29 protein-coding genes are annotated in these 25631 nt (G+C 42.1%); 13 read left to right on the top strand and 16 right to left on the bottom strand.

Annotation, left to right across the window (positions count from 1 at the left end; genetic code table 11):
- Window positions 1-88: 88 nt before the first annotated feature.
- From P2W73_RS08495 to P2W73_RS08460, 8 genes are all read left to right on the top strand, one after another.
- On the top strand, window positions 89-1636 hold the full coding sequence (locus P2W73_RS08495; protein WP_276501586.1) for a S10 family peptidase: 1548 nt from the start codon (window positions 89-91) through the stop codon (window positions 1634-1636).
- Between the two features lie 422 nt (window positions 1637-2058).
- Window positions 2059-2544 carry an SMI1/KNR4 family protein gene (locus tag P2W73_RS08490; RefSeq protein ID WP_276501585.1) on the top strand — a complete coding sequence of 162 codons (486 nt, stop codon included), beginning with the start codon at window positions 2059-2061 and terminating at the stop codon, window positions 2542-2544.
- Window positions 2545-2725: 181 nt separating this feature from the next.
- Window positions 2726-3139: a DUF1801 domain-containing protein gene (locus P2W73_RS08485; RefSeq protein ID WP_276501584.1), complete on the top strand. Its 414-nt coding sequence runs from the start codon at window positions 2726-2728 to the stop codon at window positions 3137-3139.
- Window positions 3140-3146: 7 nt separating this feature from the next.
- Window positions 3147-3350 (top strand): helix-hairpin-helix domain-containing protein, encoded by a 204-nt coding sequence (locus P2W73_RS08480; protein WP_276501583.1) that lies wholly within the window; start codon window positions 3147-3149, stop codon window positions 3348-3350.
- A gap of 234 nt (window positions 3351-3584) precedes the next feature.
- Window positions 3585-3734: a hypothetical protein gene (locus tag P2W73_RS08475; protein ID WP_276501582.1), complete on the top strand. Its 150-nt coding sequence runs from the start codon at window positions 3585-3587 to the stop codon at window positions 3732-3734.
- A gap of 58 nt (window positions 3735-3792) precedes the next feature.
- Window positions 3793-4482, top strand: a complete 690-nt coding sequence (locus P2W73_RS08470) for a glycosyltransferase family 32 protein (RefSeq protein ID WP_276501581.1) — start codon at window positions 3793-3795, stop codon at window positions 4480-4482.
- 57 nt (window positions 4483-4539) lie between these two features.
- A complete protein-coding gene (locus P2W73_RS08465) occupies window positions 4540-4743 on the top strand; it encodes a helix-hairpin-helix domain-containing protein (RefSeq protein WP_276501580.1) in 204 nt (67 codons plus the stop codon).
- A 433-nt stretch (window positions 4744-5176) separates the two neighbouring features.
- A complete protein-coding gene (locus P2W73_RS08460; protein WP_276501579.1) occupies window positions 5177-6043 on the top strand; it encodes a hypothetical protein in 867 nt (288 codons plus the stop codon).
- A 3-nt stretch (window positions 6044-6046) separates the two neighbouring features.
- Here the strand turns inward: P2W73_RS08460 and P2W73_RS08455 are convergent, their stop codons facing one another.
- Window positions 6047-6499: a DUF4268 domain-containing protein gene (locus P2W73_RS08455; RefSeq protein WP_276501578.1), complete on the bottom strand. Its 453-nt coding sequence runs from the start codon at window positions 6497-6499 to the stop codon at window positions 6047-6049.
- A 105-nt stretch (window positions 6500-6604) separates the two neighbouring features.
- Here P2W73_RS08455 and P2W73_RS08450 point away from each other — a divergent pair, with 105 nt between their 5' ends.
- From P2W73_RS08450 to P2W73_RS08440, 3 genes are all read left to right on the top strand, one after another.
- Complete coding sequence (locus P2W73_RS08450) at window positions 6605-7294, top strand: aspartate/glutamate racemase family protein (protein WP_276501577.1); 690 nt, start codon at window positions 6605-6607, stop codon at window positions 7292-7294.
- Between the two features lie 86 nt (window positions 7295-7380).
- The gene (locus P2W73_RS08445) at window positions 7381-7695 is read left to right on the top strand and encodes a hypothetical protein (protein ID WP_276501576.1); all 315 of its coding nucleotides are present in this window, start codon (window positions 7381-7383) and stop codon (window positions 7693-7695) included.
- A gap of 24 nt (window positions 7696-7719) precedes the next feature.
- Window positions 7720-7941, top strand: coding sequence for a hypothetical protein (locus P2W73_RS08440; protein ID WP_276501575.1), 222 nt, complete (start codon window positions 7720-7722; stop codon window positions 7939-7941).
- Between the two features lie 103 nt (window positions 7942-8044).
- On the opposite strand, the gene P2W73_RS08435 is transcribed toward P2W73_RS08440, so the two are convergent.
- The 15 genes from P2W73_RS08435 to P2W73_RS08365 all read right to left on the bottom strand — a co-directional run bounded on the left by P2W73_RS08435 (window position 8045) and on the right by P2W73_RS08365 (window position 23745).
- Window positions 8045-9385 carry an OmpA family protein gene (locus P2W73_RS08435; protein WP_276501574.1) on the bottom strand — a complete coding sequence of 447 codons (1341 nt, stop codon included), beginning with the start codon at window positions 9383-9385 and terminating at the stop codon, window positions 8045-8047.
- A 170-nt stretch (window positions 9386-9555) separates the two neighbouring features.
- On the bottom strand, window positions 9556-11244 hold the full coding sequence (locus tag P2W73_RS08430) for a L,D-transpeptidase family protein (RefSeq protein ID WP_276501573.1): 1689 nt from the start codon (window positions 11242-11244) through the stop codon (window positions 9556-9558).
- A gap of 192 nt (window positions 11245-11436) precedes the next feature.
- Entirely contained in the window at window positions 11437-11733 is a 297-nt protein-coding gene (locus P2W73_RS08425) for a thiamine-binding protein (RefSeq protein ID WP_276501572.1), read from the bottom strand.
- Between the two features lie 4 nt (window positions 11734-11737).
- On the bottom strand, window positions 11738-12037 hold the full coding sequence (locus tag P2W73_RS08420) for a DUF952 domain-containing protein (protein ID WP_276501571.1): 300 nt from the start codon (window positions 12035-12037) through the stop codon (window positions 11738-11740).
- Window positions 12038-12054: 17 nt separating this feature from the next.
- The gene (locus tag P2W73_RS08415; RefSeq protein ID WP_276501570.1) at window positions 12055-13539 is read right to left on the bottom strand and encodes a chorismate synthase; all 1485 of its coding nucleotides are present in this window, start codon (window positions 13537-13539) and stop codon (window positions 12055-12057) included.
- Window positions 13536-13973 (bottom strand): PIN domain-containing protein, encoded by a 438-nt coding sequence (locus P2W73_RS08410; protein ID WP_276501568.1) that lies wholly within the window; start codon window positions 13971-13973, stop codon window positions 13536-13538. Before P2W73_RS08410 ends, P2W73_RS08415 begins: the two co-directional genes overlap by 4 nt.
- Before the next feature lies 1 nt (window position 13974).
- The gene (locus P2W73_RS08405; protein WP_276501567.1) at window positions 13975-14193 is read right to left on the bottom strand and encodes a hypothetical protein; all 219 of its coding nucleotides are present in this window, start codon (window positions 14191-14193) and stop codon (window positions 13975-13977) included.
- 19 nt (window positions 14194-14212) lie between these two features.
- A complete protein-coding gene (gene aroA / locus P2W73_RS08400; RefSeq protein WP_276501566.1) occupies window positions 14213-15499 on the bottom strand; it encodes a 3-phosphoshikimate 1-carboxyvinyltransferase in 1287 nt (428 codons plus the stop codon).
- Window positions 15500-15523: 24 nt separating this feature from the next.
- Entirely contained in the window at window positions 15524-16582 is a 1059-nt protein-coding gene (gene aroB, locus P2W73_RS08395; RefSeq protein ID WP_276501565.1) for a 3-dehydroquinate synthase, read from the bottom strand.
- 158 nt (window positions 16583-16740) lie between these two features.
- On the bottom strand, window positions 16741-17829 hold the full coding sequence (locus P2W73_RS08390) for a chorismate mutase (protein WP_276501564.1): 1089 nt from the start codon (window positions 17827-17829) through the stop codon (window positions 16741-16743).
- 437 nt (window positions 17830-18266) lie between these two features.
- Complete coding sequence (locus P2W73_RS08385) at window positions 18267-19205, bottom strand: prephenate dehydrogenase (protein WP_276501563.1); 939 nt, start codon at window positions 19203-19205, stop codon at window positions 18267-18269.
- 68 nt (window positions 19206-19273) lie between these two features.
- Entirely contained in the window at window positions 19274-20521 is a 1248-nt protein-coding gene (locus P2W73_RS08380) for a pyridoxal phosphate-dependent aminotransferase (RefSeq protein ID WP_276501562.1), read from the bottom strand.
- Between the two features lie 79 nt (window positions 20522-20600).
- Complete coding sequence (locus P2W73_RS08375; RefSeq protein WP_276501561.1) at window positions 20601-21431, bottom strand: prephenate dehydratase; 831 nt, start codon at window positions 21429-21431, stop codon at window positions 20601-20603.
- Between the two features lie 241 nt (window positions 21432-21672).
- Window positions 21673-23361 (bottom strand): DEAD/DEAH box helicase, encoded by a 1689-nt coding sequence (locus P2W73_RS08370; RefSeq protein ID WP_276501560.1) that lies wholly within the window; start codon window positions 23359-23361, stop codon window positions 21673-21675.
- 189 nt (window positions 23362-23550) lie between these two features.
- Entirely contained in the window at window positions 23551-23745 is a 195-nt protein-coding gene (locus P2W73_RS08365; protein ID WP_276501559.1) for a hypothetical protein, read from the bottom strand.
- A 140-nt stretch (window positions 23746-23885) separates the two neighbouring features.
- Here P2W73_RS08365 and P2W73_RS08360 point away from each other — a divergent pair, with 140 nt between their 5' ends.
- Window positions 23886-24461 (top strand): RNA polymerase sigma factor, encoded by a 576-nt coding sequence (locus tag P2W73_RS08360; protein WP_276501558.1) that lies wholly within the window; start codon window positions 23886-23888, stop codon window positions 24459-24461.
- On the top strand, window positions 24454-25569 hold the full coding sequence (locus tag P2W73_RS08355) for a S1C family serine protease (protein WP_276501557.1): 1116 nt from the start codon (window positions 24454-24456) through the stop codon (window positions 25567-25569). The genes P2W73_RS08360 and P2W73_RS08355 overlap by 8 nt, the downstream gene beginning before the upstream one ends.
- Window positions 25570-25631 lie beyond the last annotated feature (62 nt).

Here is a 25631-nt window from a genome sequence, read left to right as displayed (position 1 = left end):
CTCTGAATTCTAAACTCATTTTCCCACTTTATTTGCCCGTTAATTTTTTTTGCCACAATTTTAGATTTTATAGCAAACCCAACAGGATATGAGAAAAACTGTCTTGCTCATTAGTTTGATTGTCGTTAGTTGCTTGCAAGTAATGGCTCAGCCAAAACCATCTTCCCCTGCAACAGCAGATGAAAAGCCGGCAGCAAAAGAAGAAAAGGTTGTCTTACCCAATATTATTTTCAATCCTGATAAAAATGTAGTCACCGATCATACCACTACCATCAAGGGGCAGCGCATTGCTTATAAAGCCACAACAGGCACCATGCCGGTTTGGGATGAAGAAGGAAAATGTATCGCCGGTTTATTTTATACTTATTATGAACGAAGGGATGTAAAAGACAAAACGATAAGGCCACTGGTGATCTCCTTTAACGGCGGACCCGGTTCTGCTTCTGTTTGGATGCATATCGCCTATACTGGTCCACGATTGTTGAATATCGATGATGAAGGTTACCCGGTGCAGCCTTATGGTATAAAAGAAAACCCCTACTCCATTTTAGATATCGCGGATATTGTTTTTGTGAACCCCGTTAACACAGGCTATTCAAGAGCAGTGAGCAAGGATATACCCGGCACTAAATTCTTTGGTGTTCGTGCTGATATCAAATACCTGGCCGAGTGGATCAACACGTTTGTTACACGTAATAACCGCTGGGCCTCACCTAAATACCTGATCGGTGAAAGCTATGGTACTACCCGGGTATCAGGCCTTGCATTAGAATTACAGAATGCACAGTGGATGTACCTGAACGGTGTGATATTGGTTTCACCCACTGAATTAGGGATTGAAAGAGACGGGCCGGTAGATGCGGCTCTTCGTCTCCCCTATTTTGCTGCCACAGCATGGGATCACAAAATGTTATCAGCCGATCTGCAGCAAAAAGATCTGACAGCAATGTTGCCGGAAGTGGAAGAGTTTACCATGAATGAACTGATACCTGCTATGAGCCGCGGCAGTTCTTTAACCGATGAAAAGAAAAAAATGATCGCTGAAAAGATGGCCCGCTATTCCGGCCTTTCATCAAAAGTAATATTGCAACACAACCTCGATGTGCCCGTTAATTTTTTCTGGAAAGAATTGTTACGTGATAAAGGCTATACTGTCGGTCGTCTTGACTCCCGTTATCGTGGCATCGATCGTGAAGATGCGGGTGATGGTCCTGATTTCAACGCTGAGCTGACGTCCTGGCTGCATTCGTTTACGCCGGCTATCAATATGTATTTGCGCAATGAATTAAACTATAAAACCGACCTGAAGTATTTGATGTTTGGTAATGTAAGTCCGTGGGATCGCACAGGTGACCGCACCGGTGAAAACCTGCGGCAAGCCATGGCACAAAATCCTTTTTTGCACGTGATGGTTCAATCCGGTTATTATGATGGCGCCTGTGATTATTTCAATGCCAAATACAGTATGTGGCAAATGGATCCCGGTGGCAAACTCAAAAAGCGGCTTAGCTGGAAAGGTTATCGCAGCGGGCATATGATGTACCTGCGCAAACAGGATTTGGAAACAGCGAATGAGGATATAAGAGAGTTTATCAAAGCTTCAACACCGAAGCAGGGAGAGGCGGCGAGATATTGATCATTCATTGTTTTGGAAACAAATTTCGCCACAGAAAGTAGTGGTTGTTTTATTCGACACGTCATGCAAGTTTTTAATTCCAAAAAATATACTGAGACACTTCGAAAACACTACGAAAATTATTTCGGCAAGATTGGCAAGCTGTTAAACCTTAACTATGGCCCGAAAGAAAAACTTCATCCTGATTTTTCCGTTCTTGAAGTGACACCAAATAACCGACATAATATGTTTTGCTATTGCACCGTAGGTATGTCCGTTGACAGAATGGATGAAAATTTAATTGAACTCGTACTTTATTCACCTCGACCCGACAAAAAACAAATAAATTATCTAAACCCAAACAGAGACAGCCTGGTCATTTAGCCATAAGCTTATGTGTTATCAGCAACCTATAGGCAATTCTTAACTTCAAATCATATTTAATGAGGACTCTTGAAAAAATTAAATGGTTCCTTTCTGGCATAGCCGATGTTTCGCTTGGCTATAACGAAATAAACTTTTTTCAGGCAGACACTTTAGAAGATGAACAAGTAGGTTATAGCTTTGACACAGCAGGTAAATCACTTACTACAGGACAAGAAGGAGATTGGCAAAAAGAATGGATTGCAATAGCAAGCGACCAAATGGGCGACCCGTTTATTGTTGACACAAGTTCCACCAATCTGAGAGTGTTAAGTGCTGCACACGGTGAAGGAGCGTGGGAACCTTTTATTGTCGCTGATAATTTAGGCAGCTTCAAAAGTATTATTTCAATTCTCAACGACGTTTCAAAAAAAAGAACTAATCCCGTTGACTTAGAGAAAAATCCAATTACAGAAAAAGAACGCCAAAACGCATTAAGAGAGATTGAACAACAAAACCCTGATTCAGAACTTTGGTTTTGGGAGAACTACCTTGAAAACGATTGAATGTCGGAAAGAGCAGCAGTCGTCAAACGGTATATAATAGCGATATCATCAGCTACGTTGTAGGATAGTTTTTTACTCCATAGTTTTTTAATGGACTGTTGTTCCAAAGAAGAATAACGAAAAGTAACTTTTTCTACGAATTTTAAACCACCTGATCTTTCTAAAAACTCAACCACAATCAATGCCCAAATCAAAAGACATCCATGATTCGGCGGCTGTTACGGCCTATATTCAAAAACTCGATCCTGTCTTTGCTAAAGCAATCGAAACATTGCGGCAGGTGATTTTAGGAGTTGGCAAAGAAGTTGGAGAACAAATAAAATGGAACTCACCCAGCTTTTTTTACACCGGTGAAATGAAAACCTTTAACGCCAAAGAATATAAACGGGACATCGTGGTGATGAACCTTCACAAAGGAAATATCCTGCTGGTGTTCCCCACCGGCGCTACGGTTGACGACAGCACTGGTTTGCTGGAAGGCGATTATACCGATGGCAGAAGCATAATTCGTTTCAAGGACCTGGCGGATATCAAAGCAAAAAGCAAAGCCTTGCAGCAAATCATCCGGACATGGTTGAGCCAGGTAGAAAAATAATAGTTGTATGAAACCGCCTGATGCGTTTTTCCTGAAACTCGCCAAACCGGCCCAACGGGCTTTGGCCAATGCAGGCATCACTTCATTGGAGCAATTGGCAAAATACAGTGAGCAGGAAATTGCGCTGCTGCATGGCATTGGTCCCAATGCACTCAGGCAAATCAAGCAGGCGCTTAAAGAAAAAGGATTGTCTTTTACAAAGAAGAAATAAAGAATCAACGGAAAGTCGTCGCTGCGGGCAAACGGGCCGGTTTGCAATTTTCTCTGGCATAGCTTTTTTATCACTACCGGTAAATTACGACGCCGTGGCTCGTTTCCCACGAGTCATTTTTATTGCACTGGTTCTTTTGGCTTCAAAAAACCTATTTCTTTAAAAGTGAAAAATTTAAAACTACTTACCTTAAAGTTTCCTTAGTCGATCTTTCCTAAAACTTAACTATCACCAATGCCTGAATCAAAAGACATCCACGATCCGGCGGCTGTTACAGCCTATATACAAATACCCGATCCTGTCTTTGCTAAAGCAATCGAAACATTGCGGCAGGTGATTTTAGGAGTTGGCAAAGAAGTTGGAGGACAACGTTTGCTTATGTAAGGGTTGATGTGTAATTTCGAAAAATGCCCGATTTTTTAAGATAAACAGGGTAAAATAAATGCCGATACCAAAAATAATCCATCAGACCTGGAAGAATGAAGAAATACCTGCCAGGTGGTTGAACTATCAAAAAAAAGTAAAAGACTTACACCCTGATTGGCAGTATTGCTTATGGACAGATGACGATAATAATGCGTTTGTAGAAAAAGAGTTCCCCCGCTTTTATCCTGTATACAGTGCGTTTCCTAAAAATATTATGCGGGCTGATGTTATCCGCTATTTAATTATGTACAAAATCGGCGGATTGTATTTAGACCTGGATTATGAAATGCTGAAACCGTTTCAATATACGGATAAAGAACTTGTGCTCCCTGTTAGCAGAAATATTTCTTTTGGTGATAACAGGGATTTATTAGGCAATTGCATTTTTGCGTCCGCGCCCAATCATATTTTCTGGAAAAACATGATCGAAGATCTGCAAAATAACCCGCCACAGATTGACAATTACCTGGATGTCTTACACACCACAGGGCCTGACTTCCTGACAAGGATATTTTATGCAGGCAATTATAATGATGCATTTTTGCCAGAGCGTTTGATGTTTCACCCTCCCGTTAAAAATAAAAGCCAATATAATAAAGTCATTCAAAATGGCATTTCAGAAGGCATTCATCATACAAACGGGACATGGAGAGAAAAAACAATAATGAGCAGGATGAAAAACGGGGTAAGGAGAATATTCAAATAACAGATTGGTTTTATTTTCGGTTATTCATCATTTAGCCAGGTGGAAAATAAAAGTGCTATGAAACCGGTTGATGAGTTTCCCTTGAAATTAGCAAAGCCTGCTCAACGGGCACTGATCAATGCAGGCATCACTTCACTCCACCAATTGGCAAAATACAGTGAAGAAGAAATTGCGCTGCTGCATGGCATTGGTCCCAATGCACTCAGGCAAATCAAGCAGGCGTTTAAAGAAAAAGGATTGTCGTTTACGAAGAAGAAATAAAGAATCAACGGAAAGCCGTCGTTGCGGGCAAACGGGCTGGCTTGCAATTTTCTCTGGCATAGTTTTTTTATCACTGCCTGTAAATGATACATTATGCAAAATTGGTTAAGAACGTTACTGGCCGGCTACGGCGCTTATAAATGGGGTGGTGGCTGTTTAGGCTTTATTGTCGTGTTTGCCTTGTTATATTGGTTATTGGGTCATTGCTAAGCTCTTTCTGAAAATTGTTGATTTTTTTACACAGGTGGGCTATATCAAAAGTCAGTTTGTTTGTCATATTGAGTATATCGAAATATTGACAAGCAAACTGTCAGGCATTCGACAAGCTCAGGCTGGCAATACTTTTGACAGCCCCTTTTTTCGCATAAAATAGGTCGGCTTATTTTGCGTTGTTGGGATTGTTAAGTACATTACTAGTCCAAAACCTGTCTGCATGAAATACGCTTTTTACCCCGCCTGTTTTTTAGTGATGGTGCTGGCTGCTTGTGAAAATTCCGGTGGTGGTATCCAAAGGGAGCAAAGCCAGAAACCACTTACTATTCCGTCTTTAAATTCCAATTCAGGCGCCACTCCAACAACTACCCAGGGACCTGTGCCCGTAACACAAACCCCTATTCAACTTAACAGCCCATCGCCGTCAGCTCCAGTGGTTGCCTCAAATCCTTCTGCTCCTGTCATTGGATCAAAAATCAACCCGGCGCATGGCCAACCCGGACATCGCTGTGATGTAGCAGTAGGTGCTCCTATACCAGCAACTGCCCCGGTTTTAAATACTTCTGCAATAAAGCCAGCCGCAAACAATGCGGTTGCTACAACGACGCCTGCAATCACGCCAGCCACGACGACTTCAACTGCACCGGCATCCGGACTAAATCCGGCTCATGGTAAACCCGGACATCGTTGTGATATTGCCGTCGGCCAACCGCTGAATAGTCCGCCGGCCGCAAAAACAACTACTTCCCCTGTAGTGACTACAGCTCCTACTTTACAGGCATCACCACTGCAAACAGCCACGACCGCCACTACGCCAGCGAATGGGTTGAACCCAGCTCACGGTAAACCCGGTCATCGTTGTGATATTGCCGTCGGCCAGCCACTGAGTAGTGCTCCGGCCGCAAAAACAACTACTTCCCCTGTAGTGACTACAGCTCCTGCTTTACAGGCATCACCACTGCAAACAGCTACGACAGCCGCTGCGCCAGCGAATGGGTTGAACCCAGCTCATGGTAAACCCGGTCATCGTTGTGATATTGCCGTCGGCCAGCCACTGAGTAGTGCCCCGGTTAAAAACAAAAAGTAAGGTTCACAGAAATCCTTCTTTTACCAGGCTCCAGAAATTATCGAGGGCCAGCATCCGTGGTTTTAAAAAAGAAATGATAGCCGGCCAATCAGCATTATTAAAAATATTGACGCCATTGATCGTTTTACTGATACGAGAAACCGGCTTGCCATCTTCATCCACTGCATGAAGCTGCCAGTCCCATTCTTCCTGCAACGTGTCGTAAAATACATTCTTCAACGCAACAAATTTTTGAAAATATTCCTGTTGTGTTGAAGTATCAGGATGGCGCATTTCGATAGCAATACTGGCTCGTCTATTATCAGCATCCATCCTGAAATAGAGATGCCTGATGCCGGTTTTATAATTCAGCCAGTTTACCGTCTCTCCTTCTGCATTTGGCAGGGGACGCATATACTGTCCAAAGCTTGTCCAGAAATTTTTGCGTAGCTGCGATGCTTCCTGCCGGCTGTACATGGTGGCAAAATAAATACATGAATTTTATAGCAAAAATTTATTTATGGCTGATCAGACAACTGCGATCGAAATCAATTCATCTATCTTTATCGAAACGATTATTAAATGAAAAAGATTGGTCTTATTGGCGGATTAAGCTGGCTTTCTACTATCGACTATTATCGCATGTTGAATGAAATGATCAATGAAAAAATGGGCGGTGTATCATCGGCGAAGATCATTTTATACTCCGTCAATTTTGAAGAAATAAAACAACTAACTGAAGCTGGACGTTGGGATGAAATAGAAAGAATAATGATAGGCATTGCAAAAAACCTGCAAGCAGCGGGTGCAGACTGTTTGTTACTCGGCGCTAACACGATGCATAAAATTGCTGACAATATTCAACAGTCGATCGGCATTCCACTGATCAATATTGCCGAAGAAACTGCCAAAGAAATAACACAACAACAATTACATACGGTCGCCTTGCTTGGCACGAAATACACCATGCAATTTGATTTTTATAAAAATAAGCTGGCAGCGCAGGGCATTACAACCATCATACCCGGAGAAGAAGATATTGAGTTTATCAACACAGCTATTTATTCAGAAATGGGAAAGGGGATTTTTTTACCCGCTACCAAAGAAAAACTCCTGGCGATAATCGGTAAGTTGGCAGAGCAGGGAGCACAGGGAGTTATTCTTGGCTGCACCGAAATTCCTATCCTGATCAAACAAAGCGATTGTAAAGTAACCCTTTTCGATACTACAAAAATACATTCGGCTGCCGCTATCCGTTTTGCACTCTCGTAAAGTTAATTTGGCATACAATTATCTATTTTAAAAAGGAAGAGCTCTGTTAAGGAGTTACGGAATCCTTAATAAAATAAAATTTGAGTATGAAAAATAAACGGCTTCGCAATTACCTGCAACAAAAAGCGACCATGAAGGCAAACAGCCCCATAAAAGCTGATGCCATACAAAACCTCCCGGATAAAAGGATAGACCAGGATTTTGTAGGTTACCCGCATGCACCGGCAAAAGAAGAATTGATCAATCCCAAAACAAAAGAGCAGAAGAAAACAGCTGCAGTGAATGTAAAAGACGGTGAAAAAATGGATCAAAAGAATAAGAAAAAACAACCCGGCGAGGAAAGATCGGATGGTTCGTCCAACGCCTTTAGAGGCACAGAAGAAGTAAAGAATGACGATTGACTTCAATAAACAAAAAAACATACAATGAGCCAGGCATTTGTAAAAGAAAATGAAGAGCAATGGTTACATGATGTGCCACCTGCCCTTTCCGCATTAGTCATCTATCTTACCCGTGAAAACAACGGCATCAGGGTATATGAAAAAAGTAATCACTACAGTAAAAAATGGGAACGTGATGTACATGTGATGAGCAACGGTCTTGGATATGCAAAGGATGATGAAGGAAAATGGTTTATAGCGGAGTGAGTGAATGAGGTGCAGGGATACGGGATGTGGGATGTGAAATAATTATTGCAATGCAAAAAGACTGCCTTTTGGGACAGTCTTTTTGCATTGTGATATTCTAAGGTTAGAAGTAGTTCAACTTTAATTCTACCCGACGGTTCTTTTGACGGCCCGTTGCAGTTTTATTGTCAGCTACCGGCTCTGTTTCGCCATGACCAACTGATTCAAGCCTGCTTTCGTCCACACCTTTTTTAACCAGGTAGGCCTTTACTGCAGCGGCACGGTTCTCACTCAGCTTTTGGTTAAATGCATCATTACCTACATCATCGGTATGTCCGTTTATTGCCAGTTTCAGATCAGTATTTTCTTTCATGATCTGTGCCACCTCATTTAATCCCTTAAATGATTTGCTTAGCAAAGTAGATTTACCCGTTGCGAAATAAATATTCTGCGCCGCATAGTTTACTTTTTTCACCACTTCTTCTTTCACTTCCGGGCAACCCTGGTTTTCTTTTGTACCAGCCAGGTTAGGACATTTATCTTCAGGATCAGGAATGCCATCACCATCGGTATCTACAAAGGGACATCCCTGGTTGCTGGCGGGACCGGCTTCAGCGGGACATTTATCTTCCTCATCATTGATACCGTCTTTATCTGTATCGGGAATCGGGCAGCCCTGGTAGCGGGCAAGACCGGCCGCCGCAGGGCATTTATCTTCTTCATCATTGATGCCATCCTTATCACCATCAGGAACAGGGCAGCCTTCATATTTCTCCAGGCCCGGCACTGTAGGACATTTATCAAGACTGTCATTAATTCCATCCTTGTCGGTATCTGCAGGTGGAGCCGGTGGCAACGGTTTTAATTCTGGTTCTTTCTTTTTACCAATTCTTCCGGCAATGCCAATTTGATTGAAGAAATGGTGCACGGCAGTTTCTGTCGTAACGGGAACCCTGTATTGAGACGTAGCAAAAAGATGTGCGTCATCAAACAGGTTTAATTTCATTCCAAGACCTAATGGCACAAATGCTCCAAAATAGGTACCGCCATACATTTGCGCACCAATGCCTGCTATAGCATAAGGTTGCACCCAATATTTTTCAGAAACGAGTTTGAAATTTAAAGCAGCATCTGCTTCCAGTAAAAAACGATCACCGGAAGTAGGCGCACGGTTAGGAAGATCAAAACTTGGAAATGTACCGGCAAGTGTACCTGAAAAATCCATTAATCTTCTCAATCCTTTAAAATAACTGATAGCAATGCCGGGCGACATATCTGTCAACTTTGCCCAGCTACCTTTATTTAAAACACTTGAGAGGGAGGTAGAACGGATACGGTCAGCAGTTGTAAAATCATTTAACAGAAAACTTACTCCAATTGCTGCGGGCCTTATTTCATCATCCTGCGAAAAACCTGCAGGACCTGTTAAGGACAGCATCAATAAAACGGCTAAGATCTTCTTCATAAGCAGATAGTTTTGTTTTTAAACTAAACAAAAATAGCGGGTCTGTTTTATTTGTTGAAAAAAATATTACCCCTACAAACCGCGTAAATATTACAAGAAAAACAATTGGAAAGCTTGAAAGTGCAATAGAAACAGAGAATCAAAATCACTAAAGCAGGTTGTGTTCTCACTTACCTTCCTGCAAAATATTTTGCCTGCAATGCCTTGTCCTCACCATAAATATCATCATAAAATACCAGCTTTCCTTCTTTACCCTCACAGGTAAAATAACGAATATAAAGAGGTAAACGCTTTTTAACAGGGATCACATGTTTTTCCTTACGTTCCAGCCAGGCTGTCAGTGAATCTTCCGTTGGCGAAGGCTCATCGAAGTACAGGTCTTTATTATCATAGCGAACAATATAATAGGCCAGCTCTTCCCATTCCTGCACTCTTACGCAACCATGACTTAGTGATCGCATTTCACGACTGAATAAATATCGCTGGTTGGTATCATGCAGGTACACTGCGTATTTGTTAGGAAAGTTAAATTTCAGGATGCCTAATGCGTTTTCATCTCCACTACCCTGCACCACTTTGTATGGAATGCCCTTAGTATATTTTGACCAATTGACATCAGCAGGATTAATAATATCGCCGTTGTTATCGATCAGTGTATATCCCTTGCGGGCCAGGTAATTCGTATCTTTTTTTAAGCCCGGCAATATTTCCTTAACAATAATACTGGTAGGAATTGTCCATTGCGGATAAGTGATCATATCTGATATGGCACTGGTGAGTAATGGGGTACGGGTAATATTTTTTCCGCAAATGATCTTCGATGAAATCAATACCGTATCATTTTCTATCAACTTCAAATTAAAAGCAGGCAGGTTCACCCAGAGATACCGCTCAGGCATTTTTTCCGGCAACTTTTTATACCGGTCAAGTGTAATGGCGATACGAATAAACTTATCCCTGTCCGATTCATTTAGCAGCCGCAAAGTACCCTCGCCGGCTTTTCCGTCGACTGTTATTTTTTTACTGCGTTGAAATTTTTTAACGGCGTCAGCTAAGCTTGCTGAATCGGCCTTAATGCTGTCATAAGCGATAAAGCCACCTTCATACAACCGGCGCTGTAATAGCACAGGGTAGTTAATTGAATCTTTTTTGGGTGATGGAACTATTGTGTAAACCCGGTTATCAGCGCTATCCAGGAAACCTTTAATTCCTTCTTTCAAATTGACGTACCCTTCATGAGCCGGTTCCAGTGCCTCAAAGATATTGGTGATTGACCTGCTCTGTTGAGCTTGCTCAAATTGCTGCAGGTAAAAGTCATCGATCAATGTCGTGTCTTTTCTCTGCGTCATACTGTCCTTCGGCAACCGCCCCAATTTTAAATCTTTGACGATGTGAATGAACGCATCCGACAGCATCAGATCAGCCTTTGCCCAAAGCACGACGTCTTTTTTTGCCAACGTATCCGTCAGCAATTTTTTATTCAATGAATCCAAATCGTCGTGGTGGTAATCCTGCGGGAATAAACCAAACAATTTTGCATCCCTTATAAACCGAAACATTGAATCGGCCAGTGGTTCCCAGCTTTCCTTACTACTCCATACAGAAGCAAATTTGCTTTTCTCATACACCAGTTGCACCTGCGGTGTATAGGACAACCGGATGCTGTCATCGATCTTCCCATTATTGGATAATGCAAAGGCCAGTGAACTTTGGATAATGTCCGGTATCTTCTTTTCCAGTTCTTCCGGTGTTTTTGCAATCTCAGTTACAGGGGGACGCTTGTCATTATTGCATGCGATAACTATGCAACAAAAAAATGAACACAAAAAAAGAGAGTACAACAATACTTTTTTAACCATGCTAAATCCAGGATGTGGTGGTGATCTTATTATACGACCTTAATCCCATCAACACATATTCATAACAAATTAAGCAATCCTGCCAGTATTTGTGGGTTGCCAGTTTGTTATTTTTCTAAGATGCTGCTAATAAACAGAACAAAAAAGAAAAGCCGTAAAAAAATTTATTAAAGGGTTTTGTCCACCGTAAGTTTAGCGGAATTTGTCCGTTTTTTCATTCGCAGTTATACTCCGGTCGCTCCTGATCTGCAACTGTACATTACTGATCCACTCAGCGCAGCCTTTGCTGTAAAGAAATTCGTTTATCGCATGAATGACTTGCGTGACCTCATCGTAGGTTCCTTCCAATACAGTGGCAAAAGGACCCACTTCGTGACGAATGCCTGACTGCCGAATGATGGCAATGGCTTCATCCACCCATTCATAAGGGTGTTTATCCAAAACGATCGGAACAATTTGAATGGATGCGTTTACAAGGTACTGGTGCATATCTTTAGATTGCTATTACATCTGTCACGGCTTCCATATTGATAGGGCCGTATACATGGGGGAAAGTGTCTTTGGTGGAGGGTGACCAGTCAAATACAAACCGGCTGGTGAGTTTATCGGTGTCTATAACCAGTTTTATTAGACCGGTTTTGTCAGAAAAATATCTTTCCAAAACGCCGGCTACCTGGTGCTCCTGCGAGCAATGAATAAAACCTTCTTCTTTCAGGGATGGGGCTTCATAATAACCTTTCTCTTTGGCTGCATTCCATTCGGTAGCAGTGGTGACATGATAAATGATTGGCATAATCGTTATTCCTTTCTTTATGATATTACTCTTTTTACCTGTTGCTCCAATAAAATTAAGTCAACCAACGCAATTGCCGTGGCAGCTTCGAGGATAACAGGTGCCCTGAGCGCAACGCAAAGATCGTGACGACCTTTGATAGAAAAATCTTCCACTTTACCGGTATCCCAATTCAAACTGTTTTGTTGCTTGGGTGTCGAGGCTGTCGGCTTGATAGCAATGCGAAACACCAACTCGTTGCCATTGCTGATACCACCAACAATACCACCCGCATTATTGGTTCTCGTTTTGCCCTCCATATTTTCAATCGCATCGTTATGCTGCGAACCAAACATCCTTGCCGCCGCAAAGCCGGCTCCAAATTCAATTCCTTTTACGGCGGGTATCGCAAAAGCGATATGGGCAATTTGCGATTCTACCGAATCAAAAAACGGTTCACCTAAGCCAACAGGTAATCCATTAACGCGGCATTCTACCAACCCGCCTACCGAATCTTTGGCGTCGATAGCTTTTTGCAACCCTTTTTCTAAATCTGTTTCGCCGCTAATTTCAGTGACAGCCGCTACGATTGAGACCTCACCCTCCGGCTCCCTCTCCAAAGGAGAGGGAGAGTCAGACTCCGATGATTGAGAATTCACTTTTGATTGTTGAAGTGCTTCTTTTATTTTTTGAAGCACTACAGGCATTTGATTTAGTACTTCTTCATTCGTAAATCGTAAAAAAGAATAACTGTGCTCTTTCAGCCATTGAGATCTTGCCTCGTCATATTTGATTTGTTCTTCTACACTATGATATCCTCCGTCAATTTCAACAATTAATTTCTTTTCCAGGCAAACGAAGTCAGGGATAAATGCTTTCACCGGATGTTGCCTTCTGAATTTATAGCCCTCGATGTTTCTATTTCTGATTTCCTGCCACAGTTTATCTTCAGCTTCAGTCGGATGATGCCTGTTATGCTTTGCAAATTCTTTTAAAAATGTATAGTTATCTGCCGAGGTAGTAAAGTACCCCAATTTATCAGAGTCGCCCATTCCCCTCTCCTTTGGAGAGGGGTTAGGGGTGAGGTGTCGCATCAGCTTCTTCGCAATAGCGCCTGCTGCAACCAATCCCGTAGTTAGCCTGGCACTGAAATGCCCGCCGCCGCGGTAATCCTCGTTGCCACCATATTTTTGATGGGCTACCCAATCTGCATGCCCGGGCCGGGGAAAACTTCTTTGTTTTTCATAATCACCGCTACGGGTATTGTTATTTTCAAACAATATCGTAATCGGAGCGCCGGTTGTTTTTCCATTAAACAATCCACTTTTAAAAAAGGGATAGTCGGCTTCCTGCCTGGGTGTTGTTCCTTTTTGCTTCCCTCCTTTCCTTCTTTCAAGATCAGCTAACAGATCTTCTTCCGATAAGGCAAGGCCTGCCGGACAGCCATCAATAACAATACCTACTGATTCGCCATGCGATTCACCAAAAATATGTACACGAAATATGCGGCCAAATGAGTTCATGAATTGAACAATAATTGAATTTGTGTAGAATTATAGACCTGCTGAAAGTCCTTTTTTATTAACCCGTTATAGAGCCTTTTATCGCCTGTCCACAGGCAGCCATTAATCAATAAGCAGGCCGCTACAAGATGCATGTCATTGATATCAATATTTTTTACAAGTTCAAAAGCTTCACCTATTATATCAATAGTAAATAAATCAGATGAAATAATAGTAACCTGCGATAGTATGGTAATTTTCAATCTTTCAAAATCATCGGCTGACAATTTTGAGACCTTTAAGAGTTTTGCCCGGTGAGTATTCAATTCTTCCAGGGTAAAGTCATTTATAAAAAGTTCATTCTTCTTTCGGATGCTCTCAAAATATGAAAAAATTCTTCCATCAGGTTTTACCAGGATACTGAACAGGATATTGGAATCAAGTACAATATTCATTCTATGGTTTTATTCCGGCCTTTTTCAACAGAGCCTGTACCCTAGGTCCTCTCTCCTTTTTTATGTCGGCAAGTATTTTATTAATATCTTTTTCCGTAGCTTTTGATTTGCTTACAATTTTCCTAAACTGAATGTAGTCAAGAAACTGCTGTACATTCTTATCATACAGTTTCCGCGGAATCCTGATAATTATATCATCATCTTTTTCTTTGACTGGCATAAATTATCTTTTTCCAAATTTAAATAATTAAAGCCGGATAATCCACTGCGCCACCCAGTTGCTTTAGATCACGGTAAAAATCAGGATATGATTTCTTCACAGCCATAGCTTCATCAATGATCACTTCACCCTCGGCCCGTAAAGCAGCAACAGCACAGGCCATAGCAATACGATGATCGTGCCTTGAATGAACCCTTGCTCCCCTTACTTTATCGGATCCATGGATGATCATAATATCTCCATTCAATTCGATCTTTACTCCCATCTTTCCAAACTCTTCCTGCAATGTCAACCCACGGTTACTTTCTTTATGTGCTAAACGGCTTACTCCTTTAATACTTGTTTTCCCTTTACAATAAGCTGCCAGTGCAACCAGCGGCGGAAACAGGTCAGGGCAATCAGTGGCATCAAAATCAAAGCCCGTCATGGCTGCCGGAGTGAGTTGTATGCCTTTTGCTTCAATAGCTATACCGGCATTGGCTTTCATTAATGCATCCACAATAGCTTTGTCCGCTTGTGTTGACATAATATCCAATCCTCTTACAGTGATAGGACCTGCAATGGCACCTGCTACTAACAGGAAAGCACCGCCACTCCAATCTCCTTCAACAGTATAGGTGCGTGTTTCACATTGCAGTTGATGATCTTCGTTTCCAAAGTAAAACGCCTCGTAATTCCTGTTCTCCGGCATTTTCATGCCAAACTGTTTCATGACATCCAATGTCAGGTCGATATAAGGCTTACTTTTTAAGTTGGTTACTTTCAAAGAAACATCTTTTGCATTAGCATAGGAATAAGCCATCAGTAATCCCGTAAGAAATTGTGAGCTCAAAGACCCATCTACTTCAATTGTTGCCGGTTGCAATGGTCCCTGCACCACTAAAGGCAACTTGCCATCATTGCTTTGGATATTGACTTTTAGCAACGGGAATACCTGGTCAAAAAAATCCATCGGTCTTGTCAACAGGCTTCCTTCACCAGTGATGATGATCTCGTCCTTACTTAATGCAGTGATAGAAGCAAACATCCTGATGCTTAGCCCGCTTTCACCGCAATTTACCTTTCCTGCAACAGGGTCAATGCCGTTGCTTTTGACGTGCCAATCCTGGTCGATTAATTCGGTGGTAGCACCTAATGACTGTATGATACCTAAGGCAGCTTTATCATCATTGCTGCGACCCGGGTTCTGAATAATTGTTTCTCCTTTCGCCAATAAAGCAGCTGCACAAGCCCGCTGCATCGAACTTTTGGAAGCTGGCGTCTGGATGATACCTTTTAACTGCGATGGTTGTATTGTTACTTTCATGCCCCTATCCCCTAAAGGGGTATTTTAAAATTTATTTATAATTTGTTCCAGTTTTTGTAAACTGATTTGCTTTACCACTCCCTTTCCTATTTTTTCCAATAACACGTAATTCATTTCTTTTCTTTCTCTTTTCTTATCCATTTTCAACACGTCAAACACTTTTTGTTTGTCAAAAGACAGGTAAGTTGGCAAACCATATTGCTCCAACACTCTTACGACTTTATCGGTTTGCTTAAACCCGGTGAGCTGTTCTGAAATATGACAGGCATAGGTCATCCCTATCGATACTGCCTGGCCGTGCATCAGGTCATACTGGTTTTCCAACGCATGACCGAGTGTATGCCCGAAATTCAACAGCCGCCTTTCATTTTTTTCAAACTCATCTTTCTGCACCACTTTGGCCTTGATCATAGCGTTTCGCTGCACGAGGTTACAGATAGCTGTCTTTCTTTTTTGATACATGAGCAAAGAATTCATTTCCAGGTCACGGAACATAGCTGCATCTTTTATGCACGCATGTTTGATGATCTCTGCAAAACCATTTTCCCATTCCCGTTGCGGCAGGGTATTCAGAAAAATCATATCGTGGAGGATAAAAGAAGGCTGGCGAATAACACCTACCATATTTTTATACACGCCGACATCAATTCCATTTTTACCCCCGATCGATGCATCTACCAATGCCAGAAGAGATGTTGGAATAAATCCAAACCTCAATCCCCGCATGTAGACAGAAGCAACATAACCTGTAATGTCGGTGATAACGCCGCCACCAATTCCGACCAACGTTGTTTTGCGGTCCGCCTCCATGTCAATCAACTGTTGAATGATTGTATCAACCGTTGACTGCACTTTAAACTCCTCACCCGGTTTTAGCACAATCGTTTTCCAGCCTTTGAATCTTTTTGCATGAGCATCAAAAAGGTTTTGATCCGTGATCAGTATCGTTGCCTTTGGGTCAGTAATCTTTTTGAGATGACTGAACCCCGCAGCAAAAAAGAAAGCCGTAGATGAACTGCCAAACTTGTATGTAATACCGCCATCTCCGCCAACCGGCGGAGGGCTCGGAAAACTCTTACTCATTTGCTAAACAGAATTACAGAACGATGAAGTGTGCGACGCAACAGGCGATGCCATGAAAAACTAAAGCCGGTAACACAGCAACAATTATCTTTTAAAAAACTTACAAATAAACAAGGGCACATCGACCTAAGTCCTCCCTTTAGGGAGACAGAGGGTTTCTATGCATCCAACACCTTCTTCTGGTGATTGATGCTTTCCATGTGCACCGCATCAAAATATTTCACGATAAACTCCTTGCTCAATCCGATCTTTTCTCCTTTTTGGGAGGCTCTTTCGAGTATCTCGTTCCAGCGGTTGGTTTGCAGAATAGTGATGTTGTTATCCTTTTTATACTGACCGATCTTATCAGCGATCTTCATACGTTGACCCAATAATTGCATCAACTCATCATCGAGGTGATTGATCTGCTGGCGCAATTTTTCTAATGCAGCATGAAACTCATCTGAATTGATATCTTCTTTTCTCCAGATGATCGTATCCAGCATTTCTTTCAACTGTTCAGGAGTTATTTGTTGTTTGGCATCGCTCCAGGCGTTGTCCGGATCAATGTGGCTTTCAATCATCAGACCATCAAAGTCAAGATCTATTGCACGTTGTGACACATCCAACAAAATATCACGACGGCCGCAGATATGCGAAGGATCATTGATGATCGGCATACCGGGGTTACGACGTTTCATTTCGATAGCCAAATGCCACATCGGTGCATTGCGAAACTCAGTATTACCATACGAAGAGAACCCACGATGGATCAAACCAATTTGTTTGATGCCAGCTCTTGCCACACGTTCAACCGCACCACTCCACAACTCGAGGTCGGGATTGATTGGGTTTTTGATCAGCACCGGTACATCCACGCCACGCAGTGCATCGGCTACTTCCTGCACACTGAATGGATTTACGGTTGTTCTGGCACCAATCCACAATACATCCACATCAAAAGTGAGTGCATCCTGCACTTGCTTACCGGTTGCCACTTCAACTGTTGTGGGGAGACCCGTCATTTTTTTTGCCTGTTGCAGCCAGGGTAAACCTTTGGCGCCAATACCTTCAAACAAACCGGGTTTGGTACGGGGTTTCCAGATGCCTGCACGAAGCATATCCACTTTGCCTGTTGCGGCTAAACGTTGCGCTGTTTCCAGCACTTGTGCCTCTGTCTCTGCACTGCACGGTCCGCTGATGATCAGTGGCCGTTTGCCCCATGCCTTCTGCACGGTTTCATTTGTTGGTTGTTCTGTTGTTTGCATATACACTTATTGGTTTGTAAAGTTAAGCTCCATTTGTGTGAAGCATTTTAATTTTATGTTTTATGTTACCAGTTTTTGTTTTTCATGGCATCGGTCGTTGCGTCGCACTCTTCAGGATTCCCTAATTTCAATTCAGCTATTCAAATAACTGTTTAAAAACCCAATTAAAAGTAACAGTGTAATTCCCGAGATTAACAAAATCATTTGCTTCTTCGAGTATCCAAAAAAATCATCAATAATCGCTCTTGACTCCTTATCGGTCACATACTCTCTAAGTTTTTTATATTGACGGATAGATGCCCGACCATTCCACAAATCACCGATAAGATGCGAATATTTATTGCGAATATTCGAGGCTATAGCAAACATTTTCCATTGCAGATATAAAACTGAAACGAAAGTAATTATAGCTACTACGTTAAATATTATTGCAAAAATCACTTTATTATCCTCCTGATCATGTTCGCATGTTCAATCAATCCTTTCAATTCTTCTGCTTGCCCATTCTGTATACTATCCCTAAACTTTTTCAATTGATCAATATGTTCGTTCAATACATCCAATACATTTTCCTTATTCTGCATAAAAATGGGCACCCACATAGCAGGGTTACTTTTTGCCAGTCGCACCGTACTTTCAAAACCTGCAGAGGCTAATTCAAAGATGGCATTCTCTTCTTTTTCCTTTTCCAATACTGTGTTCGCCAAAGCAAAAGAGGTGATATGTGAAATATGACTGACATAAGCAGCATGCAGGTCATGAGCTTTTGCTTCCATCTCCAGCAGGTGCATGCCAATTTTCTTATACATTCCTTTTACCCATTCCAGCGCATCCACGTCACTTTCCTCTGCGTTACAAATAATCACTGCCTTATTTTCATAGGCGCCACGCACCGCTGCCTGTGGACCGCTGTATTCGGTACCCCACATTGGATGCGTGGCTACATATCTCCCCCTTTTGGGATGATCTTTTATTACTTCGATCAATTGACGTTTGGTAGAACCCAGGTCAATCACAATTTGCTGATCAATCTTATCCATAATGGATGGTAACAGCCCCACCAGTTTATCAACAGGTATCGCCAACACAATAACATCCGATTCACTGATTGCTTCATCCAACGGTAAGGTTTCATCTACCAGTTCCAGCTCAACAGCCTTTTTTGCATGTTCAGGATTTACATCCACGCCGATCAACTTCGACGAGAGCTTCTTCTCATGCAACTGGATGGCCAATGACCCACCGATCAGTCCAACGCCGACGATGGCTATCCGCTTTCTTTCCAAAGCCCCCATCCGACTTCCCCCGGTGGGGGAAGCCACCACTTCACTAACCTCGCTTTTCGAAGACCCTGATTGCTTTGATAGCTCCTTCATTAAATTATTTTTCAAATCAAATAATATAATTCCAACTTCCAGACTCTAAAGTCTCCCTTCAGGGAGATTTAGAGGGTGTTCTTTATTCTTTCAATGGCTTCCTCAAATCTTTCGATCGATCCACACAGGCTTACCCGGATATATTTTTCTCCGGCACTACCAAAAATTCCACCCGGCGTAATAAACACATTACAGTTGTATAAAACTTCGTCACTTAATTCATAACCATCTTTATATTTTTTAGGAATTCCGGCCCAAACGAAAAGTCCAACCTGCCCACGGGAGTATTGGCAGTGTAATAGATCCAGCAATTCAAAAACCTTCTCTCTTCTTTCCCGATAAATAGCATTCACTTCATCCTGCCATTCTTTACCGAGGCTAAGTGCTTTTGCGGCTGCCAACTGTACCGGTAAAAACATCCCGCTATCCATATTGCTTTTGAACCGGAGCACCTCTTCAATCCTCTCTTTGGCGCCACAAAGCATACCTACCCGCCAGCCCGCCATATTGTGACTTTTGCTTAAAGAGTTTAACTCGATCACCCATTCCTTAGCCCCTTCGATGCTTAATAAACTCAATGGATTATCATTCAGAATAAAACTATAAGGGTTATCATGAACAATAAGTATCCTATGTTTTTTGGCAAAAGCAATAATTTTCTCAAGCAACTCCTTTGAAGAAGCCTGGCCGGTTGGCATTTGCGGGTAGTTGACAAACATGAGTTTCACCTTTTTCAATCTCTTCTCATCCAGCTTCTCGAAATCAGGCTCGTAACTATTTTTTTCTCTTAGTTTATAATCAACACATTTGCCTCCCGCTAATTTTACAGCACTCGTATAGGTAGGATAGCCCGGGTTAGGAACCAATACTTCATCACCCTTGTCGAGATAAGTCATGCAGATATGCATGATGCCTTCTTTACTGCCAATCAGTGGCAATACTTCTTTATCAGGATTCAACTCCACGTTATACCACCGCTGATACCATTCGCTTATCGCTTTTCTCAACACCGGTGAACCTTTATAGCCCTGGTACGCATGTACATTTGGCTTTGCCGCTTCTTCCTGTAATACTTTTATCACTTCGGGATGTGGGGGCAGGTCAGGACTACCAATGCCAAGGTTAATGATATTCTTCCCGGTTTTGTTGAGCTCGTCAATTTCCCTCAGCTTTTGCGAAAAATAGTATTCGCCAATTCCTTCTAGTCGTTTACTGGTACGATATCCGGTCCCCTCCCAACCTCCCCCAATAGGGGAGGCCACCATCTCACCTGCCTTGCTTTCCGAAGACCCTGATAATTTTTGTGATTTTTTCATTTTATTATTTTCAAATCCATAATACTATTTCAACTTTCATGTGCTCTCTTAAGTCTTCCGCCAGCTGGCTGGGAGAGATTTAGAGGGGCCTTCCGTTCTTATAAACTCCATATATCTTCAACGCTTCCGTCAGTGGCTTCAGGCTATCTATTACCTTTTCAAATTGCTCTACCGACTCAAATTCCATATCCGCATGAAAGCTGTATCTAAAATCGCTGCCGGGTATCGGGAAGCTTTGCAGCTTGCTTAAATTGATTCCGCCTTCAGCGATCTTTGTCAGCACTTTTGCAAGACTACCTCTTGAGTGATCGGTATGAAAATTTACCGAAGCCTTGTCCGCCCCTTCCACCGGTTGAGCAGTATCTTCCCGCTGCAACACCAAAAACCTGGTGTAATTATTTTTCATCGTATGAATATTCGGGGCGATCACATCGAGCTCAAATAACTCTGCGGCAAGCTTGCTGGCGATGGCGGCGATATGTTTGCTCTTGTGCTGGTGAATATGTTTGGCACTTAAGGCCGTATCATCGGTCTCCACCAGCTTCCATTTGTATTTGTCTAAAAAATCATAACACTGTTGCAGGGCCATGGTATGCGAATGCACTTCACGGATATCATCAAGCTTTACACCGGGATTGACCAGCAGGTTTTGTTTGATGTGCAGGTACACTTCACCGGTTATTTTCAAATTACTTTTTTGCAGCAGGTTGTAATTGGGCAAGATGCTGCCGGCAATGGAGTTCTCAATAGCCATTACGCCGCCATCACTTTCTTTTTTATTGGAAGCAATTTTGATCACGTCCCTGAAAGTGGCGCAGGGCAGCACTTCCACGTTTTTACCGAAAAAATGACGGGCAGCTACCTGGTGAAAGCTGCCTTCGTATCCCTGTATTGAAACTTTTGTATTCATGATTGCTCAAAAAAAATCCCGGCCTTTGAGCCGGGATTTCTTTATGTTGATTTTAGTTGTTCTATTTTACTTTCAACAAAAGCATTCCCGGCTTCATTCTAAAATAAAAGAAGCTAAAATAAAAACCGAAGAATGTGTTTACTGTTGTCATGCTTCAACAAATATAATCGCTCATAAAATTCTGAGCAATTATTTTTTTATTTTTTTCTGATCAACCGTTTGAATGGTTAACGATAGGTCATCAATCTCTGCCTTTTCTTCTGTCACCACCTGTGTTCGCATCATTCATTCTTATCTTACGGCCGCGATAATTTTTACCATCCATAGCCTTGATCATTTTCTTGCCTGCAGAAGGCTCAATCTCAATCCAGCTGGTCATTTCCTTCATATCGATACGTCCCAATACTTCTTTCTTCAGGTCACTCATATCCAAAATGAACTGCAGGAAACTCGCTTTATAAAAACCATCTTTTGTTCCCAGGTTTACGAACAGTCGTTGATAGCTTCCATTACCTGCATACGCTTTTCCTTTTGTATCACGATCTCTTTCTCTTGATGGGGCCCTTTCACCTCTTTCGGTTCTTCTATCTGCCCTTCTTTCTTCCCGCATATTCAGGTCAGCAGCATTTTCATAATATTTCAGAAAGCGATCAAACTCCAATGCGGCCACCCGTTGCAGGATCTCTTCCTTTTCTACATTTTCAAATTTCTCTTTCAATAAAGGCAGATAGGTTTCATATTCGCCATGGCTAATATCTGCCTGCAACATCTTATCAATGAAATGAAAAAATTGTTTGCGGCAAACATCTTTACCGCTCGGTATGTCCATTTTATGAACACGGGTGTTTACCAGCCTTTCAATCTGTCGTAAGCGATAAATCTCCTTGGGCGTTACTATTGAAACAGAAACACCACTTTTTCCTGCACGGCCGGTACGACCGCTTCTGTGGGTATACACTTCCACATCATCCGGCAATTCATAATTGATAACATGGGTAATACCGGTAACGTCAATACCACGAGCCGCCACGTCTGTAGCGATAAGCAACTGAATACTTTTATCCCGGAACAGACCCATCACTTTGTCACGTTGTTGCTGTGTCAGATCACCATGAATCGCATCAATGTCATACCCCTCTCTTGTCAATCGCTCCGTTATATCCTGCGTATCGGCCTTGGTGCGGGCAAACACAATACCATATATACCGGGATTGAAATCGATGATACGTTTTAACACCTCGTACCGGTTGTGATGCTGTGTAGCATAATACTGGTGATCAATATTGGCATTGCCTGCATTCACCTTACCAATGGTAATCTCGAAAGGTTGATCCATATAGCGTTTGCTTACCTGCCTGATCTCCGGTGGCATGGTAGCACTAAATAACCAGGTGCTTTGCCGGTTGGGGGTATTTTTTAAGATGAATTCTATATCATCTTTAAAACCCATGTTGAGCATTTCATCCGCTTCATCCAATACTACGTAATGGATCTGTTCCAAATTGATCGCCTTTCTTTCAATCAGGTCGATCAACCGGCCGGGTGTAGCCACAACAATTTGGGTTCCTTTCTTCAGATCGCGGATCTGCATAGAAATAGAAGTACCGCCATATACTGCTGTAACGGAAATGTGACCTGCATTTTTCTTGAATGTGGTAAGATCGCTTGTGATCTGGAGACAAAGTTCTCTTGTTGGGCATACGATCAACGCCTGGGGAAACCGATTTTCCTTATTAATAAGTTGTAATAATGGCAAACCAAAAGCGGCTGTTTTGCCGGTGCCCGTCTGGGCCAAGCCAATAAAATCTTTTGTGCCTTGTAATAAAACAGGAATGGCTTTTTCCTGTATGGGGGTTGGCTGTGTAAAGCCGAGGGCGGTGATGGAACGCAATATGCCTTCCTCAATGCCTAATGATTCAAATGTAACCACTGATAGTATGATTTAAAATGACTTCACGGATAGGGGACGCAAAGGTAAATGTTTTATACCTGGCAGCGACTGAGAAGTTGTCTGCCTTTACTCCGCGAAATCCTTTTAAATCCTTCACCCGTGATAAAAAAAAGCCGTTCCGGTTTATCGGAACGGCCACCTAACGATTTGCTTGCCGTGAGGAATTTCTTATTTTTTCAAAGTATCTGCTTTAACAGTTGTATCTGCTTTAACGGTTGTATCAGCAGGAGCTGTAGTTGTTGTATCAGCAGGGGGAGTTGTGGTCAAAGTTGTATCTCCTGATTTTTCTTCAGTTTTGCTTTCGTTGTTACATGCTACAAAACCAAGGCTAGCTACTGCCAGTACGATAAAAAGCTTTTTCATTGTGATTTTTTAATTTTTATTTTATGAAATATTTCATTCTTTATACCGCAAGCGGGAAAAGGTAACCCATAATTTTAAAAAAAATTTTTTAAGGGCAGACAGGGTTACTATTTTTAAAAAAAAGTATTAAATAACGGATAGTGAACCAAGAGAATAACGAACGAATTTTATTGCAAGGATTAGCCCGCAACGATAAGAAAGCCGTGGAAACGATCTACAAGGAGAATTATAGTACGGTTCAGTCCCTGGTAATCAACAATAACGGTACGGCCGACGACGCAAAAGATATTTTCCAGGAGGCCATGATCATACTCTATGAAAAAGCAAGGTCCGGCACCTTTGAGCTGAACTGTCTGATCAAGACTTATGTTTATTCTGTTGCAAGGCGACTGTGGCTCAAGAGATTACAGCAGGCCAGCCGGTATACCGGTGAAATCGGGAATGCGGAAATTGTAGTGCAGGTAGAAGATGACATAGAAGGACATGCCCGCCGGGACGCCGAATTTGAAATGATGGAAAAAGCAATTTCCGGTTTGGGAGAACCTTGTAAAAGCCTGCTGGAAGCTTTTTACCTGCAAAAAAGAAATATGCAGGAAATAGCGGCCAATTTTGGCTACACCAACGCCGAAAATGCTAAAACACAGAAGTATAAGTGCCTGATGAGACTGAAGAAAATATTTTTTACTCATTATAAAAACGGAGTGGGTGATGAATGAGCCTAATGAAATAATGATACTTGACGCTGTTGAAAGGTATATCCGTGGTGAAATGAACCCGGATGAGCGATTACACTTTGAGAACCTGCGCAAAACAAATGGTGAAATTGATCAATTAGTGGTGGAGCACACCTTGTTTTTGCAACAAATGAACCGCTTTAGTGAATGGAAGAGATTTCATTCCACGTTGCATGATGTACACACTGACCTTGCCCAACAGGGTAAGATCAACGCTGATAAGCTGAAAGGCAAAGCCAAAATGGTGTACATGTGGAACAAATACAAAAAGGTAGCCGCCATTGCCGCATCAATTGCCGGTGTTACAGCTCTTACTTTTAGTTCGCTGGTTTGGTCATTCTCGCCAGCTACTAGTAATAAGAAGTTGGTGGAGGATCTCAGCCGTGATATCCAAATTGTAAAAGCCGAGCAGCGTTCACAAAAAAATGCGGTAAATAGCCTGAGAAACCAGATCACTGTTGATCCGGCCATTACGTATAAATCGGGAGGGTCGGGTTTTTTAATTGATGGCAAAGGTTTATTGGTTACAAATGCCCATGTTGTAAGAAATGCACGCAATATTGCGGTTCAAAATAAGTCGGGCGCCAGCTTTAATGCTAAAATTGTGTTGATCGACGAAGTGAAAGATTTGGCGATCCTGAAAATCGAGGATACTAACTTTAAACCGTTCGCCTCTATCCCTTACGCTATCAGCAAATCATCTACTGATCTTGCATCACCTATTTTTACATTAGGTTATCCCCGCGATGAAATTGTTTATGGTGAAGGATACCTGAGTGCAAAAACCGGTTTTAATGGCGATACATTAAGCTGCCAGATCTCTATTCCGGCCAATCCTGGTAACAGTGGTGGACCGGTATTGAATCAGCAGGGCGAAATCGTCGGTATACTAAGCACAAGAGAAACTGCTGCTGAAGGTGTTGTTTTTGCTTTGCAGGCAAAACATATTCACAAAGCATTAAATGACCTGAAAAAAGATACCTCTTATCAACGGGTAAAACTGGCTTCCAAGTCTTCGCTGGCCGGCATGGACCGCACACAACAGGTGAAAAAAGTAGAAGATTATGTTTTTATGGTTAAAGTGAACTAATCCCTTCTCTTTCATAAAAAAAGTAAAGCCATTCGCAATGCGGATGGCTTTACTTTTTGAAT

It is taken from the genome of Terrimonas pollutisoli (assembly GCF_029360765.1).
In the GTDB taxonomy this organism is placed as follows: Bacteria; Bacteroidota; Bacteroidia; order Chitinophagales; family Chitinophagaceae; genus Terrimonas_B; species Terrimonas_B pollutisoli.
Note: the sequence above shows the minus strand (reverse complement) of the source record. Positions and strands in the feature narration are given on the sequence as shown.

Excerpts from the sequence above, each read along its gene's own strand:
- P2W73_RS08495 (WP_276501586.1), top strand. The coding sequence starts at position 89 with ATGAGAAAAACTGTCTTGCTCATTAGTTTGATTGTCGTTAGTTGCTTG.
- P2W73_RS08490 (WP_276501585.1), top strand. The coding sequence starts at position 2,059 with ATGAGGACTCTTGAAAAAATTAAATGGTTCCTTTCTGGCATAGCCGAT.
- P2W73_RS08485 (WP_276501584.1), top strand. The coding sequence starts at position 2,726 with ATGCCCAAATCAAAAGACATCCATGATTCGGCGGCTGTTACGGCCTAT.
- P2W73_RS08480 (WP_276501583.1), top strand. The coding sequence starts at position 3,147 with ATGAAACCGCCTGATGCGTTTTTCCTGAAACTCGCCAAACCGGCCCAA.
- P2W73_RS08475 (WP_276501582.1), top strand. The coding sequence starts at position 3,585 with ATGCCTGAATCAAAAGACATCCACGATCCGGCGGCTGTTACAGCCTAT.
- P2W73_RS08470 (WP_276501581.1), top strand. The coding sequence starts at position 3,793 with ATGCCGATACCAAAAATAATCCATCAGACCTGGAAGAATGAAGAAATA.
- P2W73_RS08465 (WP_276501580.1), top strand. The coding sequence starts at position 4,540 with ATGAAACCGGTTGATGAGTTTCCCTTGAAATTAGCAAAGCCTGCTCAA.
- P2W73_RS08460 (WP_276501579.1), top strand. The coding sequence starts at position 5,177 with ATGAAATACGCTTTTTACCCCGCCTGTTTTTTAGTGATGGTGCTGGCT.
- P2W73_RS08455 (WP_276501578.1), bottom strand. The coding sequence starts at position 6,499 with ATGTACAGCCGGCAGGAAGCATCGCAGCTACGCAAAAATTTCTGGACA.
- P2W73_RS08450 (WP_276501577.1), top strand. The coding sequence starts at position 6,605 with ATGAAAAAGATTGGTCTTATTGGCGGATTAAGCTGGCTTTCTACTATC.
- P2W73_RS08445 (WP_276501576.1), top strand. The coding sequence starts at position 7,381 with ATGAAAAATAAACGGCTTCGCAATTACCTGCAACAAAAAGCGACCATG.
- P2W73_RS08440 (WP_276501575.1), top strand. The coding sequence starts at position 7,720 with ATGAGCCAGGCATTTGTAAAAGAAAATGAAGAGCAATGGTTACATGAT.
- P2W73_RS08435 (WP_276501574.1), bottom strand. The coding sequence starts at position 9,385 with ATGAAGAAGATCTTAGCCGTTTTATTGATGCTGTCCTTAACAGGTCCT.
- P2W73_RS08430 (WP_276501573.1), bottom strand. The coding sequence starts at position 11,244 with ATGGTTAAAAAAGTATTGTTGTACTCTCTTTTTTTGTGTTCATTTTTT.
- P2W73_RS08425 (WP_276501572.1), bottom strand. The coding sequence starts at position 11,733 with ATGCACCAGTACCTTGTAAACGCATCCATTCAAATTGTTCCGATCGTT.
- P2W73_RS08420 (WP_276501571.1), bottom strand. The coding sequence starts at position 12,037 with ATGCCAATCATTTATCATGTCACCACTGCTACCGAATGGAATGCAGCC.
- P2W73_RS08415 (WP_276501570.1), bottom strand. The coding sequence starts at position 13,539 with ATGAACTCATTTGGCCGCATATTTCGTGTACATATTTTTGGTGAATCG.
- P2W73_RS08410 (WP_276501568.1), bottom strand. The coding sequence starts at position 13,973 with ATGAATATTGTACTTGATTCCAATATCCTGTTCAGTATCCTGGTAAAA.
- P2W73_RS08405 (WP_276501567.1), bottom strand. The coding sequence starts at position 14,193 with ATGCCAGTCAAAGAAAAAGATGATGATATAATTATCAGGATTCCGCGG.
- aroA (WP_276501566.1), bottom strand. The coding sequence starts at position 15,499 with ATGAAAGTAACAATACAACCATCGCAGTTAAAAGGTATCATCCAGACG.
- aroB (WP_276501565.1), bottom strand. The coding sequence starts at position 16,582 with ATGAGTAAGAGTTTTCCGAGCCCTCCGCCGGTTGGCGGAGATGGCGGT.
- P2W73_RS08390 (WP_276501564.1), bottom strand. The coding sequence starts at position 17,829 with ATGCAAACAACAGAACAACCAACAAATGAAACCGTGCAGAAGGCATGG.
- P2W73_RS08385 (WP_276501563.1), bottom strand. The coding sequence starts at position 19,205 with ATGAAGGAGCTATCAAAGCAATCAGGGTCTTCGAAAAGCGAGGTTAGT.
- P2W73_RS08380 (WP_276501562.1), bottom strand. The coding sequence starts at position 20,521 with ATGAAAAAATCACAAAAATTATCAGGGTCTTCGGAAAGCAAGGCAGGT.
- P2W73_RS08375 (WP_276501561.1), bottom strand. The coding sequence starts at position 21,431 with ATGAATACAAAAGTTTCAATACAGGGATACGAAGGCAGCTTTCACCAG.
- P2W73_RS08365 (WP_276501559.1), bottom strand. The coding sequence starts at position 23,745 with ATGAAAAAGCTTTTTATCGTACTGGCAGTAGCTAGCCTTGGTTTTGTA.
- P2W73_RS08355 (WP_276501557.1), top strand. The coding sequence starts at position 24,454 with ATGAATGAGCCTAATGAAATAATGATACTTGACGCTGTTGAAAGGTAT.